13 protein-coding genes, 1 rRNA gene and 1 riboswitch are annotated in these 16,319 nt (G+C 36.8%); of the genes, 9 read left to right on the plus strand and 5 right to left on the minus strand.

Going from position 1 to position 16,319, the window contains the following annotated elements:
• Positions 1 to 353 precede the first annotated feature (353 nt).
• A 5S ribosomal RNA gene (gene rrf / locus BFJ97_RS13095) occupies positions 354 to 469 on the plus strand.
• Between the two features lie 529 nt (positions 470 to 998).
• Here rrf and BFJ97_RS13100 read toward each other — a convergent pair.
• Together BFJ97_RS13100 and BFJ97_RS13105 are read right to left on the minus strand one after the other, a co-directional pair.
• Positions 999 to 1,493 (minus strand): hypothetical protein, encoded by a 495-nt coding sequence (locus tag BFJ97_RS13100; RefSeq protein WP_068985103.1) that lies wholly within the window; start codon positions 1,491 to 1,493, stop codon positions 999 to 1,001.
• Positions 1,494 to 2,230: 737 nt separating this feature from the next.
• Positions 2,231 to 2,899 carry a YczE/YyaS/YitT family protein gene (locus tag BFJ97_RS13105; protein WP_068985104.1) on the minus strand — a complete coding sequence of 223 codons (669 nt, stop codon included), beginning with the start codon at positions 2,897 to 2,899 and terminating at the stop codon, positions 2,231 to 2,233.
• A 138-nt stretch (positions 2,900 to 3,037) separates the two neighbouring features.
• Between BFJ97_RS13105 and BFJ97_RS13110 the strand changes: the two genes are divergently transcribed.
• The 4 genes from BFJ97_RS13110 (at position 3,038) to BFJ97_RS13125 (ending at position 8,335) form a co-directional block, all read left to right on the plus strand.
• Positions 3,038 to 3,913, plus strand: a complete 876-nt coding sequence (locus BFJ97_RS13110) for a LysR family transcriptional regulator (protein ID WP_068985105.1) — start codon at positions 3,038 to 3,040, stop codon at positions 3,911 to 3,913.
• 438 nt (positions 3,914 to 4,351) lie between these two features.
• The gene (locus tag BFJ97_RS13115; RefSeq protein WP_068985106.1) at positions 4,352 to 6,700 is read left to right on the plus strand and encodes a M13-type metalloendopeptidase; all 2,349 of its coding nucleotides are present in this window, start codon (positions 4,352 to 4,354) and stop codon (positions 6,698 to 6,700) included.
• A 431-nt stretch (positions 6,701 to 7,131) separates the two neighbouring features.
• A complete protein-coding gene (locus tag BFJ97_RS13120) occupies positions 7,132 to 7,656 on the plus strand; it encodes a sigma-70 family RNA polymerase sigma factor (RefSeq protein WP_068985107.1) in 525 nt (174 codons plus the stop codon).
• On the plus strand, positions 7,649 to 8,335 hold the full coding sequence (locus BFJ97_RS13125; protein WP_068985108.1) for a DUF3600 domain-containing protein: 687 nt from the start codon (positions 7,649 to 7,651) through the stop codon (positions 8,333 to 8,335). Before BFJ97_RS13120 ends, BFJ97_RS13125 begins: the two co-directional genes overlap by 8 nt.
• A gap of 219 nt (positions 8,336 to 8,554) precedes the next feature.
• On the opposite strand, the gene chrR is transcribed toward BFJ97_RS13125, so the two are convergent.
• Complete coding sequence (gene chrR, locus BFJ97_RS13130; protein ID WP_068985109.1) at positions 8,555 to 9,286, minus strand: class II chromate reductase ChrR; 732 nt, start codon at positions 9,284 to 9,286, stop codon at positions 8,555 to 8,557.
• 285 nt (positions 9,287 to 9,571) lie between these two features.
• Between chrR and BFJ97_RS13135 the strand changes: the two genes are divergently transcribed.
• Complete coding sequence (locus tag BFJ97_RS13135) at positions 9,572 to 11,092, plus strand: succinate CoA transferase (RefSeq protein WP_068985110.1); 1,521 nt, start codon at positions 9,572 to 9,574, stop codon at positions 11,090 to 11,092.
• A gap of 212 nt (positions 11,093 to 11,304) precedes the next feature.
• On the opposite strand, the gene BFJ97_RS13140 is transcribed toward BFJ97_RS13135, so the two are convergent.
• Positions 11,305 to 11,949: a glycerol-3-phosphate acyltransferase gene (locus BFJ97_RS13140; protein WP_068985111.1), complete on the minus strand. Its 645-nt coding sequence runs from the start codon at positions 11,947 to 11,949 to the stop codon at positions 11,305 to 11,307.
• 155 nt (positions 11,950 to 12,104) lie between these two features.
• A riboswitch (SAM riboswitch) is annotated at positions 12,105 to 12,218 on the plus strand.
• A 116-nt stretch (positions 12,219 to 12,334) separates the two neighbouring features.
• Between BFJ97_RS13140 and BFJ97_RS13145 the strand changes: the two genes are divergently transcribed.
• The 3 genes from BFJ97_RS13145 (at position 12,335) to BFJ97_RS13155 (ending at position 15,958) form a co-directional block, all read left to right on the plus strand.
• Positions 12,335 to 13,636, plus strand: a complete 1,302-nt coding sequence (locus BFJ97_RS13145) for an O-acetylhomoserine aminocarboxypropyltransferase/cysteine synthase family protein (protein ID WP_068985112.1) — start codon at positions 12,335 to 12,337, stop codon at positions 13,634 to 13,636.
• Positions 13,637 to 13,953: 317 nt separating this feature from the next.
• Positions 13,954 to 14,340: a hypothetical protein gene (locus BFJ97_RS13150; RefSeq protein WP_068985113.1), complete on the plus strand. Its 387-nt coding sequence runs from the start codon at positions 13,954 to 13,956 to the stop codon at positions 14,338 to 14,340.
• A 631-nt stretch (positions 14,341 to 14,971) separates the two neighbouring features.
• Positions 14,972 to 15,958, plus strand: a complete 987-nt coding sequence (locus tag BFJ97_RS13155; RefSeq protein ID WP_068985114.1) for a homoserine dehydrogenase — start codon at positions 14,972 to 14,974, stop codon at positions 15,956 to 15,958.
• A 94-nt stretch (positions 15,959 to 16,052) separates the two neighbouring features.
• On the opposite strand, the gene BFJ97_RS13160 is transcribed toward BFJ97_RS13155, so the two are convergent.
• The gene (locus BFJ97_RS13160) at positions 16,053 to 16,283 is read right to left on the minus strand and encodes an excisionase (RefSeq protein WP_068985115.1); all 231 of its coding nucleotides are present in this window, start codon (positions 16,281 to 16,283) and stop codon (positions 16,053 to 16,055) included.
• Between the last annotated feature and the right edge of the window lie 36 nt (positions 16,284 to 16,319).

Consider the following 16,319-nt stretch of genomic DNA (forward strand, 5'->3'; position numbering starts at 1 on the left):
GACACATGGAGCTGACGAATACTAATCGATCGAGGACTTAACCAAAATGTTTGAAACATTCAATGCACGTTTATCCAGTTTTGAAAGAACAAAACCTTTCATATAAGGGTTTCAAGATACGAGTAGTTCGAGGAAGCGATGGAGAGAGGGAAGGAGCGTACTCAAGTACGTGACTGACTGAGCGACAGAAGCTGACGAAGAAATACGACGTATATTGGAAGCCGAAGAGAGCTTCAAGACACAAGTAGTACAAGGAAGCAAACGAGTGAATGAGGGAGCGTACCTCTGTACGTGACCGATTGAGCGAGAAAAGCTGACGCAGTAATACGCCGTGTATTGGAGGTCGACAATAGTCTAGTGATGATGGCAAAGAGGTCACACCCGTTCCCATACCGAACACGGAAGTTAAGCTCTTTAGCGCCGATGGTAGTTGGGGGCTTCCCCCTGTGAGAGTAGGACGTCGCTAGGCACCTGAAAAAGTCGAGGATTTATTCCTCGGCTTTTTTATTTGCAATTAATTGTGATTCCTGCCAACGATCTAGCTGAAGGTTAAGAAATATAGACGATGGAGCAATATATTGAGCGCCAACTGACAGAGATGCAGGACCTGAAGGTTTGTTGGTTTGGAATAAAGTTTGATACGTAATTTTAAAAGTCATTTTTTATAGTATATGAAAAGAAAGTACATTGAACAAAGATTGATCAAGTTGCTTTCTTTTCTGGTAATATTAGTAAATAGTTTTTATAAATAAGTTTGGGTATTTCTTTGTAGCTCTTGTTCAACAAACGCACCCCGTTACTTAAAAAACATATTTACCAAATTGTTATTATTGCATACGCTAATTGTATAAAAGAAGTATGGATGACCATTATTGGAATAAGAACATTAGACCCTCTTGTCACGTTTGTCTCATGGAAAACGAGTAGGGGAGCACTGACCTTCATCGATGGAGAGGTCACACGGACGGCGAGTGTCTTGTCTTCGAGTGATGTACTAACTAAACTGTGGGTTCTAAACTTTCAATTAACCATAGTGATACAAAAATCACATTTTTTACACCAGGTTCTTTAAACGTAGCTACACCATCACGGACTTCAATCACATTTACCCGAGTTATCGAATTTAAGCCAGTTGAATAGACATTTAATAATTGGTTATTTTCCTTGTGTAATTCTAACCGTTCGCGAATGGATATTACACAGGGGTCTTCAATACAACTACAATTTTTGCATTTTGGCCTAACACATGTTGAAGTATTAACCATTAATGGCCTGTAGGAAAAAATATAACATATTGCAATATCCAATTGTCCACCATCATTAGGAAGATTTGCTGTAACCGTTCCACAGGAAATGTCCGAAAAATTCAACACAGCTTTGCTTCTAGTAATAGTTTGAATGTCACCAGGTGAATTTCTAAAATTACTTAAGACTTCCCTCATGTCCCTAACAGAAACAGTTTCTAAACACTTGCAAGCTGGTCTTACATTCATTATCTCACCTATCCTTTCTATAATCTTTAATAGCATATGTTTAAATAATAGGAAATGGTAGGTAAGATGTCCTAAGTCATTGACCTAAATTCGGAAGCGGATTGCCTCACGCTTGTAATCTAATTATTTGTTTTATTCTAATCTAAACACGAACATCTTTAATCGGCGGAGGACGAGTTTGATTCTGATTATAAAATTTCAGCAGGCGCTAACCTCAAAAACTTCACTTAGTTTAGGAGAAATAATGCTCAACATGACTTTAAATCTCAATGTGCATGGTCGAAATCCTTTCAGTGCTATATTAGGTGTACTTAAAATAATATTTGGTTATCATGTAAAGTAAACACTGATGAATGAACGCTTTATAATGATGTAGTAATTATTTCACCGACCCTTTATTACATTATACTGCCTCGTTCGCATAATAAGAAAAGCTGCCATCGACTTTGGCAACTGGTTCTTGTGTTAGCCGATAAAAATGTTCTTTACTGAATAAAAAAGTCCTTTAAAAAATAAAAAAGTTGCTTAAAAATCCTTCTTTAACTAAACGGCAGGTTAGTTTTAATACGATGTTTGTTTTATCATTTAAGCAATGTGATAGAAGGTCGAAGAAAAGGCAGTAATAAAGAAGTACCATTCCTAATGTGGACTGGCACTTTGTAAGGTGTAAAATTCATTATTTGACTTCGGCTGAGGAATTTGATGCATCTATTTTTCCTTTACTTTATTATGATTACTTAGGCAGCCTTCTCTGTTTTAAATACCCATTGTTGAAGAGTTGGTTGATAATACGGTATTATCCACCCTAAAATTTTGCCGATAAAATAGGCGGCAATTAGTGTACCGATTCCGATTGAGCCTAATGATTGAATAAAAACTATACAGATTGCAGCAGCCACACAAATGTTTATTAAATCACTCAAAATTTTTGCTTTACCGAATTTCAAATTAAATTTTTCACTAATTGCATAAGTTAACGCATCATACGGCATTAATGGCAGTTTCGCTGTTGTATAGCCCATTAAACCGACCGCTATAACAAATAAACTAATAATCAAATATACACTTCGAGCAAAGATAGTTTCAGGTGTAGGGAAAAGTTGTACAAGGAAGAGCGTTGCATCCATAAAAAACCCAAATAAAAACGAAATAATGAATTGACTCACAAATTCATTTAGCTCCATTCGTTTACTTAATATTACTTGAATAATAATGTATAAAACATTTGCAAGCGCCATTGTCACACCAACCGATAAACCAATCGTTAGCGTACTTGCATATGCTAATGATGACACAGGCGATACACCAAATCCTGCTTGAATCGACATGCTAATGCCAATCGACATGAAAAATAACCCGAGCACGTATAAGATGATGCGCTTTAAGGTTCTGTTCCGATGATTCATAGTATCTCTCACTTTCTAGTTAATATTATCAATATAAAAACTATAGCTATAGAATTAAATATAACGCCAAATTCGACATATGAAAAATATATATATGATAAACTAATCATATAAAAAAACATATGACGGAGAGATACAATGGATTTTCGACAATTATATTACTTTAAAGAAATTGTGAACCAAGGAAGCATTTCTAAAGCAGCAGAAGTGCTCCATATCGCGCAGCCACCACTTAGTCAATTATTAAAAAAGCTTGAAAATGATCTTGGCACAACTTTAATTCATCGATATCGTCAAAAATGGGAGCTTACAGAAACAGGTGAAATACTATACCAATATGCCAATCAAATGCTACTGCAAACTCAAGATGTAAAGCAGCAAATTCAAGAAATTGAACAAGGTATAGGAGGAACAGTAAGTATCGGTGTATCGTCTACATGTTCGAATATGCTCATTGACTATGTTAGTACGTTTAGAACACAATACCCTAATGTTAAAATAAATATAGTAACTGGAAATTCAGAAGAATTATTAAAAAGACTAGAGCAAAGAGAACTTGATGTTACCTTACTTTTACGATTGGGCAATAGTAAACAATATGAGATGAAAATATTAGAAAAACAACCAACCGCTGTGATTATTCCAACAAGTTGGGCAACATCGTTTTCATCACAACATGTGACGATTGAACAGATTGCACAGTTCCCATTCATTATGCTAGGAGCAATGGAAGGACTCTCCTTCAATGAAGACCTCTTCAAAGTGTTTGATGAACATCAAGTCAAGCCAAATATCATTATCGAGTGTAAAGATATAAGGATGGTTGTAGCACTTGTTAGTAGAGGACTAGGATTATCCGTTATTCCAAGAATGGATTACACATCATCATTTTTAGAACATACAACGCTTTTTGAATTGAAACAATTTGATTTTCATTTAGAGCCTGTAATAGTAAAATTAAAAGACCAAAGAATTTCCAAAGTAGCATCTCAATTTTGGGAAATGGTTGATTAGGAGATGTGAACAAAGCAAAAATAGCCTTCAATCAAGTAATATAGACATCGTCCGAAAAATTGAGTCGGGATAAAAAAGTCCTTTACTAAGTTGAAAAACGCAGTAATTACACTACTTATTAGTAAAGAACTTTTTTTATACAAAGACAGGTATATAAAGATAAATTTTAAACAACTTTAACTCTAACTGTCGATTTGAAAGACAAGTGGTTCTTTTATTTCTAAGAAAAAAATTAAACAACTTTATTATCTCTGCACATCTTGTGGTACCGCTCTAGCTTAAAAGCTCTAGACTAGATAATGCTCTCTTGAAAATGAAAAAGCTCCTTACATATTTTCAAACTAAAATAAATTAACTATAATGGAATATAAATGGGGATATACTAAATTCTACTCATTTATCTTTATTTATACAAATATATCGTAGAGGAGCACGAAGATGAAAAAGAAGTTTTTATCTTTATTCATGGCCATAATAATGGTCCTATCAGTTAGCGTATCGGTGTATGCCGATGAAACGTCGCCACCAGCGACAAGAGGAGAGATCGTTAAAACCTTGTTGGTGGCAGCAGACGCTTATCAACCAGGAATTAATAAAGAATACGTTATGCAAGGCTTTAACGATTTAAGAGAGAATGAGCCAGCTAAGAAGGTTGAAGCTTTAGTCATGTTGAGTAGAGCATTCGGCGAATTGCCAGAGCCAGTCGGAAATGATCTGCGCAGTGGAACATTTGGCGTCGAGTTCACCGATGTACCCGCTTGGGCTAAGAAAGATATCGATAAACTGGCAAAAGCAGGCGTACTGACGGGCAAACCTGACGGTACATTAGGCGCAAATGACAATATTACAATCGATGAGTTCCAAAACATGATTGCCAGAGTGTGGACGCTTAAAGGCTCCCATTTAAATGACGATTTTTATGAAGCAATTAATAAGGAATGGTTAAATAAATCGACAATTCTGGCAGGAGAAATCATGGGCGGCGTTTTTCCCGAGCTGCATAAGCAAAATAACAATAAAATAGAAAAAATAATAGATGAGCTCGCTGGCAAACAATTCACAGAAGGAACAAAAGAACAGAAAATTGCAGACTTCTATGCGACAGCGTTAGATACAAAAAATAGAAATAAACAAGGGATTGAACCCATTCAAAAATATGTAAAGGACATTGACGGGGCTAAAACGCTTGATGAGCTCGTTCAAGCAGATCTTACCCTGGAGAAAGAATTGGGTCTAAGTTCATTATTCAGCTTTGCAATCATGGGCGATGCAAAGAACAGCAGTGAAAATGCTTTGTATTACACTGGATTAGCTACCGGTCTGGATAAGAACAGTTTTATAACGGAAGACGAAAAAGCGAAAAAAGCCTATATTCAATATATGACCAAACTTCTCGTGTCATCGGGTGAGAAAGAGTCTGCAGCGAAAGCCCATGCCGAGAAAATTTATGGAATGGAGAAAAGCCTAGCCTCCGTATCGCTTGAACCTCATGAACAAGGCGATGTCAATAAATACTATAATCCGTATACGATCGAACAATTTGATGACATGTTCAAAACAGTAGATATGAAACAAGTCTTGAAATCGATGAAAGTCGACAGTGCAGATAAAGTGATCGTAATCGATGAAAAGTTGGCGCAAAAAGGCTCGGAACTCTTGAATGAAGCTAATCTTGACGTACTTAAAGCTTACTCAAAAGTACAACTGCTTTCGGCAACAGGCGGTTTGTTGTCAGATGAATTCAGAGACGCTGCAAATGAGTTTTCCGCAACGTTATATGGCGTTACAGGAGAAAAAACAGATCAGGAAATCGCAGTAGCCAAGACAACTGGCACAATGGGCGGATATTTGGAGCAAATGTTTGCCGAGAAACATTTTTCACCGGAAGCTAAAAAAGATGTTGAGCAAATGGTAGAGAAATTAATTGCTACGTATGAAGAAAGAATTAAATCCCTTGATTGGATGTCAGAAACGACAAAAGATAAAGCGATTAAAAAGCTAGATACGATGATTGTTAAGATTGGTTACCCAGATAAGTGGGATACGACATTAGATAAAGTAGCGATCAAGACATATGACGAAGGCGGCTCGCTGTTCTCTAATACCTTCACAGTAAACAAAGCATACATTGATAACACAAAAGCCAAGCTAGGAAAACCGGTTGATAGAACGGAATGGGGAACAAGCGTATATACCGTAAATGCTTTCTACAATCCGCTTAATAACGAAATTACGTTCCCTGCCGGTATTCTTCAAGCGCCTTTCTATGACATTAACGCTAAACCTGAAGAAAACTATGGGGCAATTGGCATGATCATTGGCCATGAAATCAGCCATGCATTTGATAACAACGGATCTGCATACGACGAAAATGGAAATGCAAATAACTGGTGGACAGAAGAAGACTTTAAGAAATTCAAAGAGAAAAACCAGGAACTGATTGAGTTCTATAATAACATCGAGATTATTCCGGGTGTGTTAAACGACGGTCAGCTTACACTAAGCGAGAATGTCGCCGATTTGGGCGGAATGGCCGCTTCACTACAAGTTGTATCCAATATGAGTAATCCAGATTATAAAGCATATTTCGAAAGCAATGCAGAAATGTGGAAATCCACAACAACAAAAGAATTTGCAGTGATTCTGAGCAAAAACGATGTACATTCAGCTAATAAAATTCGGGTAAACCGCACGATTGTGAACTTCCAGCAATTCTATGATACCTATGGAATCAAGCCTGGAGATGGCATGTATGTAGCTCCAGAGGATCGAGTTTCCATCTGGTAAAAATCAGAGCAGATAGAGCTAATTCCTGATAACTCTTACATCAGTGTATAAAGGCAAAGAGGTTGTCTAGGAAGTCCTTTTTAGAGTAAGGCTGTTTTCTCAAAGATTGTTGCTGTTAAAACAAAAAGGCAGATTTAATCTACATTAACGTGTAGATTAAATTCTGTTTTTTTTATTTCGATATAACTAAGCCCCGAACCAAATTGCTAATAAAACAATGGCGATTATTAACAAAATAAGTGCTTATTTTTTTACAATTTCCCATCCCAATACTTTGAACTACTGATTTTAGTTATGTGTTATTTTGACAAAGTGTACATTCATTAAACCTTCCCAAACCCCATTACATAAAATTAATTAAAAAAATTTAAGCCAAATCACCTTCCAGTTTATCTAATAGATGTAAAACCAAAACGAAAGGAGGAATTAAGATGAAACTTGAACGTCTAGTAAAGAAAGCACAAAAAGGAAATGATAAAGCTTACTTAATGCTTTTTCAGCAGTACGAAGCAGATATTTATCGAATGGCTTATGTCTATGTAAAAAATAAAGATGATGCATTAGATCTTGTTCAAGAAGTGGCCTATCAGTCATTTAAGAAAATCAGTACATTGAAAAAACCAGAATATTTCAAGACATGGCTCATGAAAATTACGATTAATTGTGCATTGAGCTTAATCAATAAAAATAAAAAGGTGATCCCGCTAAATTTAGACTTTGAAGTGCTTACTGGGGCAGAAGATGAAGACATTGCACTTACTTTATCTTTACACAAGCTGATTGATACTTTAAAAGAGGATGAGAAGAGTGTCATTTTACTAAAATATTACGACGATCGTACATTAAAGGAAATTTCAGAGATATTAGACATCCCGCTTGGAACCGCAAAGTCTGTCTTATACCGTGCGTTAGATAAGCTTCGCCAAAATTTAAAGGAGGTAGATAACTATGCATAACCATCTAAAGCAAGAGTTATCAAAAATTGAAATCCCTGTAGAGATTCATGAAAGAAGTAAATTGGGCATTAATAAAGCAAATTCTGAAATGGGTGGTAAACTGAATCGTTTTGTAAAAAAACGATTGGCTATAGCTGTTATTTCTGCTTGTTTAATGATTCCAACAGGTGTATTTGCTTATCAGGCGTTACTTGCCGATCATTTATATGGTTCATTTGATAATCTAAAAAAACATGTGGCAAATGTTACAATGGAAAGTTACTTATTATTTGATGCAAAACTAAATCAAGCAAAAGGTGACCTAGGAAAAGAGGAATTTGAACAATTTAAAGATTTACTAAATGTATTTACAAATGCAAAACTGGAATATGGTGATAACAATGGAAACATAGATTATTCTCAACTCCCTGTAGAACCATTAGAGAAAATTAAAGAAGCTATGTACGAAATTCAACCATACTTTGACAAATTAAACGGACTCCCATCAAGCAAAGAGGTTTTAACAGCTGAAGAATATGAACAATATATTCAAGCCCTAATGACCTATGAAACGATTATGGCACAACTAGGAGTCTCAAGTATTCCTGAGGTCGAAATAATTCCTACAGAGTCACAAGAGGAATTCTTGGAAGCTCAAGAATACTTAATTTATGTAAATGAAAAACAAATTGGAAATTAAATTATAGATAGAAGACAGCTGGATAATAAAATATACCAAGTTAATTTCATTCTGTTTTACTGAAACATTACCGTCGGCTAATTATAAATAAATACTTCAACGGGTGTGTTAGCTTATAAATGTGCTTATAAGTACGTATATATAATACAATTTAATTAAATATGAAAAAAGTGGCGTTACTATCATACGATAGTAACGCCACATACCTTGTTGATAAAGTTATTTCCAATTGAAACCTTTTTTCGCTAAAAAATCTGTAATATGAGGACGGCGCTGTTCGATTAAAAAGTCGGCCATTTGCTTTGTCCAGTTATCAATTTTTCGATTCGATGAGCGATTATTGTAGTATGTTTCCATTGTGTCATTGTAAGCAGGTAAAAGCTCTTCGTATTTTTCTGCATTGTATTCATTTTCATGTAATACTGCTGCAACTGGTAAACGAGGTTTTACTTCGTTGCGACGAGCAGGAACTCCGATTGTTAAGCCGAATAGTGGGAATACATAATCAGGTAGATTGAATAATTCGCTTATTTCCTCAGGCTTATTACGCACGCCGCCAATATAACAAATACCATATCCCATAGATTCTACCGCAATGACAAAGTTTTGAGCGAATAATGATACATCAGCTACACCAACAAGAACATTTTCTGCTGAATCCGCTACAATGTCTACACCTTCTAATTTACCTGCCATTTGAAGACGTTTGAAATCTACACAGAAGACAAAGGCACCGCCAGAAGTTTCGTATTGACGAGGATTACCAGAGAGTAAACCTAATTTTTCCTTTTTCTCTTCATCTGTTACCCAAATAACACTATAAGCTTGTACAAAATGTGATGTAGCAGCCATTTGTGCAGTAGCAATTAATTCTTCAATAATTTCTTTAGAAATTTGATTTCCATCATAAATACGAACCGAAGAGTGGTTACGTAACAATTGTTTAACCATCTAAAAGAATCTCCTTTTCCCCTTATATAACAAGAGCATATCACGCTTTTTTAAATAAATCGAATTTATGCGAGCTTACCATTATTTTTGTATAGTATTAAAATGCATTAAATTTCTCGTAAAATTAAATATATTGGTTAATATAGATTAAAAATTCTCAATAGTATAGAATTGTTTGTGCGGCGGTTTATTTGGTTTATACCCCAATAAATGGATTTTTATGCCGGAAAAATTGAGCTAAATAATCTAGTTGAACAAAAATAAAGTGGGATGGAGGAATAAGGGATGGAAGAAAAGTTAGCGAAAAAGCTTCGTAATGAACAGCTACGGAGCAAGGTTGTAACAGCAGAAGAAGCAGCATCTTGGATTGAGGATGGTATGGTACTTGGGATGAGCGGATTTACACGTGCTGGTGACGTTAAAGTGGTCCCACTGGCACTTGTGGAAAAAGCCAAAAAAGAGAGCTTCCAGGTAGATGTATATACAGGTGCATCGCTTGGGCCAGAAGTTGACCAATACTTAGCAGAAGCTGGCGTTATTCGCAAACGCGGACCTTTCCAAGCGGATGCCGGTATTCGTAATAAAATCAACAGCGGTGAAATCACATTCGTTGATGCGCACCTGTCACATAATGCGGAACTAGTACGTCAAGGCATTATTGGTCCTATTGATTTTGCAATTATTGAAGCGACTGCTATTACAGAAGACGGCTTACTAATTCCTACAACTTCAGTTGGTAACTCTCCGATTTTTGTGCAAGAGGCAAACCAAATAATCATAGAGTTGAACATAGCTCAGCTTGATGCATTAGAGGGTGTGCACGATATTTTTGTGCCAGGACCACAGGGGAAACGTGATCCAATTCAATTACAAGATGTATCGGATCGACTTGGCACAATTGGTATTCCACTAGACTTAGATAAAGTAAAAGGTATTGTGATTTCAGATATTTTAGATGCACCATCAACAATCGTTCCTGCTGATGAAGAAACAGATATTATGGCCAATCATTTATTAAACTTCCTACGTGAAGAAATTAAAGTAGGCCGTTTAACGAATAGTTTACGACCAATCCAATCAGGAGTAGGTTCAGTAGCAAATGCTGTATTATTTGGCTTTAAAGACTCTGAGTTTGAGAACTTGGAAATATATTCGGAAGTACTACAAGATGCGGTATTTGAATTAATAGATGCAGGTAAGGTAAACTTTGCATCTGCTACTTCTATTACTCTTTCCGAGGCAGTTGGAAACCGAGTGTATAGTAATTTCGAAAAATATACTGATAAATTAGTATTACGCCCGCAAGAAATTTCTAACCAACCAGAAATTATTCGCCGACTCGGGTTAATTTCTGTTAATACAGCGCTTGAAGTAGATATTTACGGGAATGTGAATTCTACGCATGTTTCTGGCACAAAGATGATGAATGGAATCGGCGGTTCTGGAGACTTTGCGCGTAATGCACGATTAGGTATTTTCGTCACAAAATCTTATGCGAAAGGCGGAAATATTTCTAGTATCGTCCCAATGGTATCGCATGTGGACCATACGGAGCATGATGTAGACGTAATCGTAACAGAGCAGGGAGTAGCAGATTTGCGAGGGCTTGCACCAAAAGAACGGGTTGCACTCATTATCGATAACTGTGCACATCCGGAATATCGTGAGCAATTACGGAAGTATTTTAACGATGCTAACGAAGCAACAGGTGGGCACCATACGCCACACAATCTAGAAAAAGCACTTTCATGGCATGTCAATTACGCAAAAAACGGGACGATGAAGGACCCTGCATTATCGAAATAATAAAATGAAGAAAGCCTTGAAGGACAGTTGACTTGTTCCTTTAAGGCTTTTAGTTGTTAAGAAGTATTGCGCGAAAAGCTAGGGACAAGCAAGGTCTCTGAGTGATCGGGTGGGGCCCCGAAGTAATCAGGAGAGCCGGCAAAGTGATCGTTTAAGACCCAGCCCGTAGCGGAAATCAAAGCCTTCTAATCGGGATGGATAAAAATGGTTAATCAACACACTTGTTTTTTCTTTTTCTTAAATGCAGAAGTCACTTTAGGCTCAGTTCCCTGAATTAATCTCTTTATATTTTCAATATGCAAAATGATTGCTATTGCAAAAAGTAGTAGGGCTATAATCGTTGGACCTACTCCAGGAATCCATAAATATGTTGCTGTACAAAAAACAAGATAAAATTCAAGTACACCGACAATTAAATAATTCGTCGCGAAAGATAAAATAACAAATAAAATGAGTGCAAATAAACCAATCTCCCAATCAACTGCTAGTAGGATCCCTATGATTGATGCAGTTCCTTTGCCGCCATTGAAGCCCATATGAAATGGAAAATTGTGACCTAGGATGACACCGGCAGCTATGATATAGGTTAAGAGCCAAACTTGTACTTCTGTTAAATTTGTTGCATCTGCTAGATAGAAATGGGCACCTATAATAGCTGCTACACCTTTACCGATATCGATAAGGGCGACTAATACGCCGTATTTCCATCCAAGGGAAAGTGTTGCATTGGAAGCACCAGCATTTCCATGACCAGCCTTTTTTAGATCGACCCCGGATAAGAACTGCGCGACTTTAGAGCCGTGAATACAGCCAATTAAATAACCAACAAGTAGAAAAATAATAACGGCTTTTACCATAAAACTCCTCCTTTCTAAATAAATACTAAAATAGTGTATGCGTTCGTAATACGTTCAGAAGCAGACAGAAGTTTCGGAAAAAATAAAATTTTAGTGTTGACAGAAAAAAAGTCTATGTTTATACTGTGTAACAACGATGGAAATTGAATCTCATACTCTTATCAAGAGCGGCGGAGGGATAGGCCCTATGATGCCCGGCAACCAGTAAGTGACGAACTTGCTAAGGTGCTAATTCCTACAGATTCTTACTTGGATCTGGCAGATAAGGGGAGGAAAACTTGCAACCGCAACCCTCTTCTTAGCTGAAGAGGGTTTTTGTTTTCTACTGAAAAATCCTCCTCATCTCCGGTGCCATCGTAAAAAAATAACCATTTGGAGGTATACAATGACAAATTTTAAACCAGAAACATTGCTGTTACACGGTGGCCAAGAGCCAGACCCAGTAACAGGATCTCGCACAGTACCCGTATATCGCTCAACGGCTTTCGTTTTTAAAGACACTGCTCATGCGCAACGTCTTTTTGCCTTAGAGGAGGCTGGCAATATTTACACTCGTATTACAAACCCAACTGTAGATGTTTTTGAAAAACGCGTCGCTTTATTAGAGGGCGGTACAGCAGCAGTAGCACTTTCATCTGGTGCAGCAGCTATCGCATTTTCCATTTTAAATCTTGCGGGTGCAGGTGATGAAATTGTCGCGGCGAGTTCTTTATATGGAGGTACTTATAATTTATTTGCCAATACACTACCAAACTACGGTATTAAAACAATTTTTGTAGACGAAACAAACCCTGAAAATTTCCGAGCAGCGATTACTGATAAAACAAAAGCGGTGTTCGCTGAAATTTATGGTAACCCAAGTTTAAAAGTGCTAGATATTGAAGCGGTAGCGAATATTGCACATGAAAACGGCTTGCCATTAATTATCGATAGTACATTTGCTTCACCATATGGCTCTACACCAATTGACTTCGGTGCAGATATCGTCGTTCATTCTGCAACAAAATGGATTGGCGGACATGGTACAACTTTAGGTGGCGTTGTAGTAGATGCAGGAAAGTTTGATTGGACTCGTGGGCGTTTCCCAGGCTTTACTGAGCCAGATGCTTCTTATCACGGTTTGCGTTATGGTATTGACACAGCAGAGGCTGCATTTGCCACAAAACTGCGTGTACAATTGCTACGCGACTTTGGACCAACGTTAAGTGCAGATGCAGCATTTAATTTATTACAAGGGTTAGAAACGCTTCATTTGCGTATTCCTAAACACAATGAAAATGCATTGGCAGTAGCTGAATATTTACGTAACCACCCATCTGTGGAATATGTAAATTACAATGGCTTAGAAGATTTCCCTACTCATGATTTAGCAAAAAAATATTTGAGAAATGGCTTCGGTTCAGTGCTTACATTCGGTATTAAAGGTGGACGTGAAGCAGGGCGTAAACTAATTGATAGTGTGAAATTATTCTCGCACGTAGCAAATGTAGGGGATGCCAAATCATTAATTATCCATCCAGCATCTACTACACATCAGCAACTATCAGCTGAAGAGTTAATCCAAACTGGTGTAACCGAGTCGCTCATTCGCCTATCAATCGGTTTAGAGGCAGTAGAGGATATCATTGCAGATTTAGAACAAGCTATTGAACAAGTAACAGCTTCTCAACAAACAATAGAGGCTTAATAAAAATTGGCTAATGTTGTAGCGTTTACGTATTGTCTCATTTGATGGGCCTCATTCGGTAATACGTAAAACGTTGCTGCATCAACCACTTACCCCATTCGGTAAGTAATCCGAAAGTATGTACAAATAATTCCTAGTATTTATATAAGTATTATTGACTTATTTAAATCCTTGTATTATACTAGGGAATAACTTAAGCGTTCGAAAGGCTACCAACCTAGAACAAAATTGTTTTTCATAAGTATTCTCCACTTTTGAATATTAGCGTAGCCAGTAGCTACTCTGATCTAAAAACTGATGATAAAGGAGTGTTTTAAATGGGAAATGTTTATAGTGCGCAAAACATGGCATCTTATCTTATTTATGAACTAAATGAAAATCATGTGTTTGTGAACAACATGGCCATTCAAAACATACTTGCGTCAGTTGAAAACAAATGGATACAGACATTTGGACATTCTGCTTTTAATGAATTCGTTTATGCTAAAGAGGAAGGCTATATAGTAGAAGAGGTCTTCGAAGCATATGAAATATATGGTGCAAGTCACATTCCTGTACCTGCGACAGAGTATTACTTAAAATACGGTACATTCCAATTAGTTGAACGTACGTATGCAATACCAAACTTTACACAAGAAGAAATTGAACTTGTACAACAGACTTTATCAACATATCGTTATCAAATGCTATCAGAAGCTAGTTAATTCTCCCTCATATATTTCGGCTCATTCTCTGCTGCTACAGGGAATGAGCTTTTTAATTAGATTTGATAAGTGGGAGAGAGATAGATTAACTGACCTGAAAAAATTTTTTATTGGTATCTTTTAAAGGAACAATTTTTATGAACGTTTAAGCATACATATATAATAGAAGAAAGACTTTCGTTTTCTTTAGAAAAAACCGTCAATATTTGTACAAATATTATAGAACAACTAAAGAAACGTATAATAAAGGGAATGAAACCGATTTCTTCTGCACGTCTAGAGAAAACAAATGTCCTCTCTAGAAAGATTTTTCTTGTGCATTGTATGTATTTGCGTTACAATTTTTCTAAGTTGAATTTTGAATTATTTGAATTTGTGTGTGTTGCACAGATTTATTATCTACATTCAGTAAAGGGTTTGTGTAGCGAAAGTGAAATGATAGTTAAAGAAGACTTTCGCAAATGGCGAGAGCGAAATGCCATGACTCTAAATCTGCTGAACTGAAGTTAGAAACATTGCAAACTGGCCTACGATGTACAGTCTGCGCACAATTCAAAATCTGTACGAATTAAGCTAAGGCGTAATTAAATTTAATGAAACTGCGGAATGTAAGTTGGAGGGAATAACAAGAATGGCAACTATAAAGGCAGCGATCCTAGGATTTGGAACGGTAGGTCAAGGAATTTACCATATATTAAACGAAAAGCGTGAAGAGCTTAAACATAAATTAGGAATTGAGTTAGAAGTAGCAAAAATTTTAGTGACAGATGCTAGCCGTGAACGTGTACCAGGCACAGCGCATTTAATGACAACTAGTATGGATGACGTTTTAGCAGAGCCAGGTATGCAGGTTGTATTTGAAGCGATTGTCAATGAGGAGCCAGCATTTACTTATTTAAAACGTGCTGTAGAGCATAAATGCCATGTCATTACAGCTAACAAAGTGATGTTCGCGAAAAGAGGCTTAGAGCTACAGGATCTTGCAAAAGAGAATGGTGTATTTGTCGGCTTTGAGGCAACAACAGCTGGTGGTGTGCCTGTTATTAAAACGATGAAAAATATTTTACTAGTCAATGATGTTAGTCGTATTCAAGGAGTTTTAAATGGCACATGCAATTATATTCTAACAAAAATGCGTGCACAGGGCTGGTCGTTCGAAACAGCTTTAAAAGAGGCGCAAAATTTAGGGTATGCAGAGGCAGATCCATATAATGATATCTCAGGCCAGGATGCCTTTAAGAAATTAATGATTTTAAGCGCACTAGCATTTGGAGAGCAGCCAGATTGGGCTGATGTAGAAGTGATCGGGATTGATAGCATTTCAGCCGAGCAAGTGAAAGAAGCGTGTGAAAAAGGCTTACGCTATCGTCATGTTGCAGAGGTTGAGAAGTTGGCGGATGGTACAGTAGTAGCAAAGGTTGGCCCACAATTAGTTGATAAAGAACATCCACTTTATCCGGTGGATGACGTGAATAATGCTGTAGCGTTGGATACAAATTATATTGGCACATTAACATTAGTAGGGCCTGGCGCAGGTATGTATCCAACAGCTAGTGTAATGGTTGAGGATTATGCAGAAATTATTGGTAAACGAGCTGGGTTTGTCGTAACAATATAACGGGCAAGAGTTAACTGTGTCCGCCTGATTTTAACTAAAATAATATAAATGCCTAACATTCACAATATCAAATTGTTTGAATGCTAGGCATTTTTTAATCCTCATCTTTAACATCAATATCCTCTGGAATGGGTGTATTACGCCAAATTTCGATTTCCTCCTTTATCAGTTCTAGTTGATTAAAATAAGTACTGAATTGCCCGCTATTAATCAGTATTTGATCTCCATCATAAACAGAACGGATGCGTCCCTCATAGACCAAACGCAGTACTTGATCCTCAGGCATACTAAGATCTATAGCTGTTTCTTCAATGGTTTTATACATAATTTTCGCTCCTTTTGTTGTTTATATTATAACGTC

It is taken from the genome of Lysinibacillus xylanilyticus (assembly GCF_001708185.1).
Lineage (GTDB): Bacteria > Bacillota > Bacilli > Bacillales_A > Planococcaceae > Lysinibacillus > Lysinibacillus xylanilyticus_A.

What these genes read in the sequence shown, in the direction of transcription:
- BFJ97_RS13135 (WP_068985110.1), top strand. Translation starts at nt 9,572, where the DNA reads ATGGAAGAAAAGTTAGCGAAAAAGCTTCGTAATGAACAGCTACGGAGC.
- BFJ97_RS13100 (WP_068985103.1), bottom strand. Translation starts at nt 1,493, where the DNA reads ATGAATGTAAGACCAGCTTGCAAGTGTTTAGAAACTGTTTCTGTTAGG.
- BFJ97_RS13110 (WP_068985105.1), top strand. Translation starts at nt 3,038, where the DNA reads ATGGATTTTCGACAATTATATTACTTTAAAGAAATTGTGAACCAAGGA.
- BFJ97_RS13140 (WP_068985111.1), bottom strand. Translation starts at nt 11,949, where the DNA reads ATGGTAAAAGCCGTTATTATTTTTCTACTTGTTGGTTATTTAATTGGC.
- BFJ97_RS13150 (WP_068985113.1), top strand. Translation starts at nt 13,954, where the DNA reads ATGGGAAATGTTTATAGTGCGCAAAACATGGCATCTTATCTTATTTAT.
- BFJ97_RS13155 (WP_068985114.1), top strand. Translation starts at nt 14,972, where the DNA reads ATGGCAACTATAAAGGCAGCGATCCTAGGATTTGGAACGGTAGGTCAA.
- chrR (WP_068985109.1), bottom strand. Translation starts at nt 9,286, where the DNA reads ATGGTTAAACAATTGTTACGTAACCACTCTTCGGTTCGTATTTATGAT.
- BFJ97_RS13120 (WP_068985107.1), top strand. Translation starts at nt 7,132, where the DNA reads ATGAAACTTGAACGTCTAGTAAAGAAAGCACAAAAAGGAAATGATAAA.
- BFJ97_RS13125 (WP_068985108.1), top strand. Translation starts at nt 7,649, where the DNA reads ATGCATAACCATCTAAAGCAAGAGTTATCAAAAATTGAAATCCCTGTA.
- BFJ97_RS13160 (WP_068985115.1), bottom strand. Translation starts at nt 16,283, where the DNA reads ATGTATAAAACCATTGAAGAAACAGCTATAGATCTTAGTATGCCTGAG.
- BFJ97_RS13115 (WP_068985106.1), top strand. Translation starts at nt 4,352, where the DNA reads ATGAAAAAGAAGTTTTTATCTTTATTCATGGCCATAATAATGGTCCTA.
- BFJ97_RS13145 (WP_068985112.1), top strand. Translation starts at nt 12,335, where the DNA reads ATGACAAATTTTAAACCAGAAACATTGCTGTTACACGGTGGCCAAGAG.
- BFJ97_RS13105 (WP_068985104.1), bottom strand. Translation starts at nt 2,899, where the DNA reads ATGAATCATCGGAACAGAACCTTAAAGCGCATCATCTTATACGTGCTC.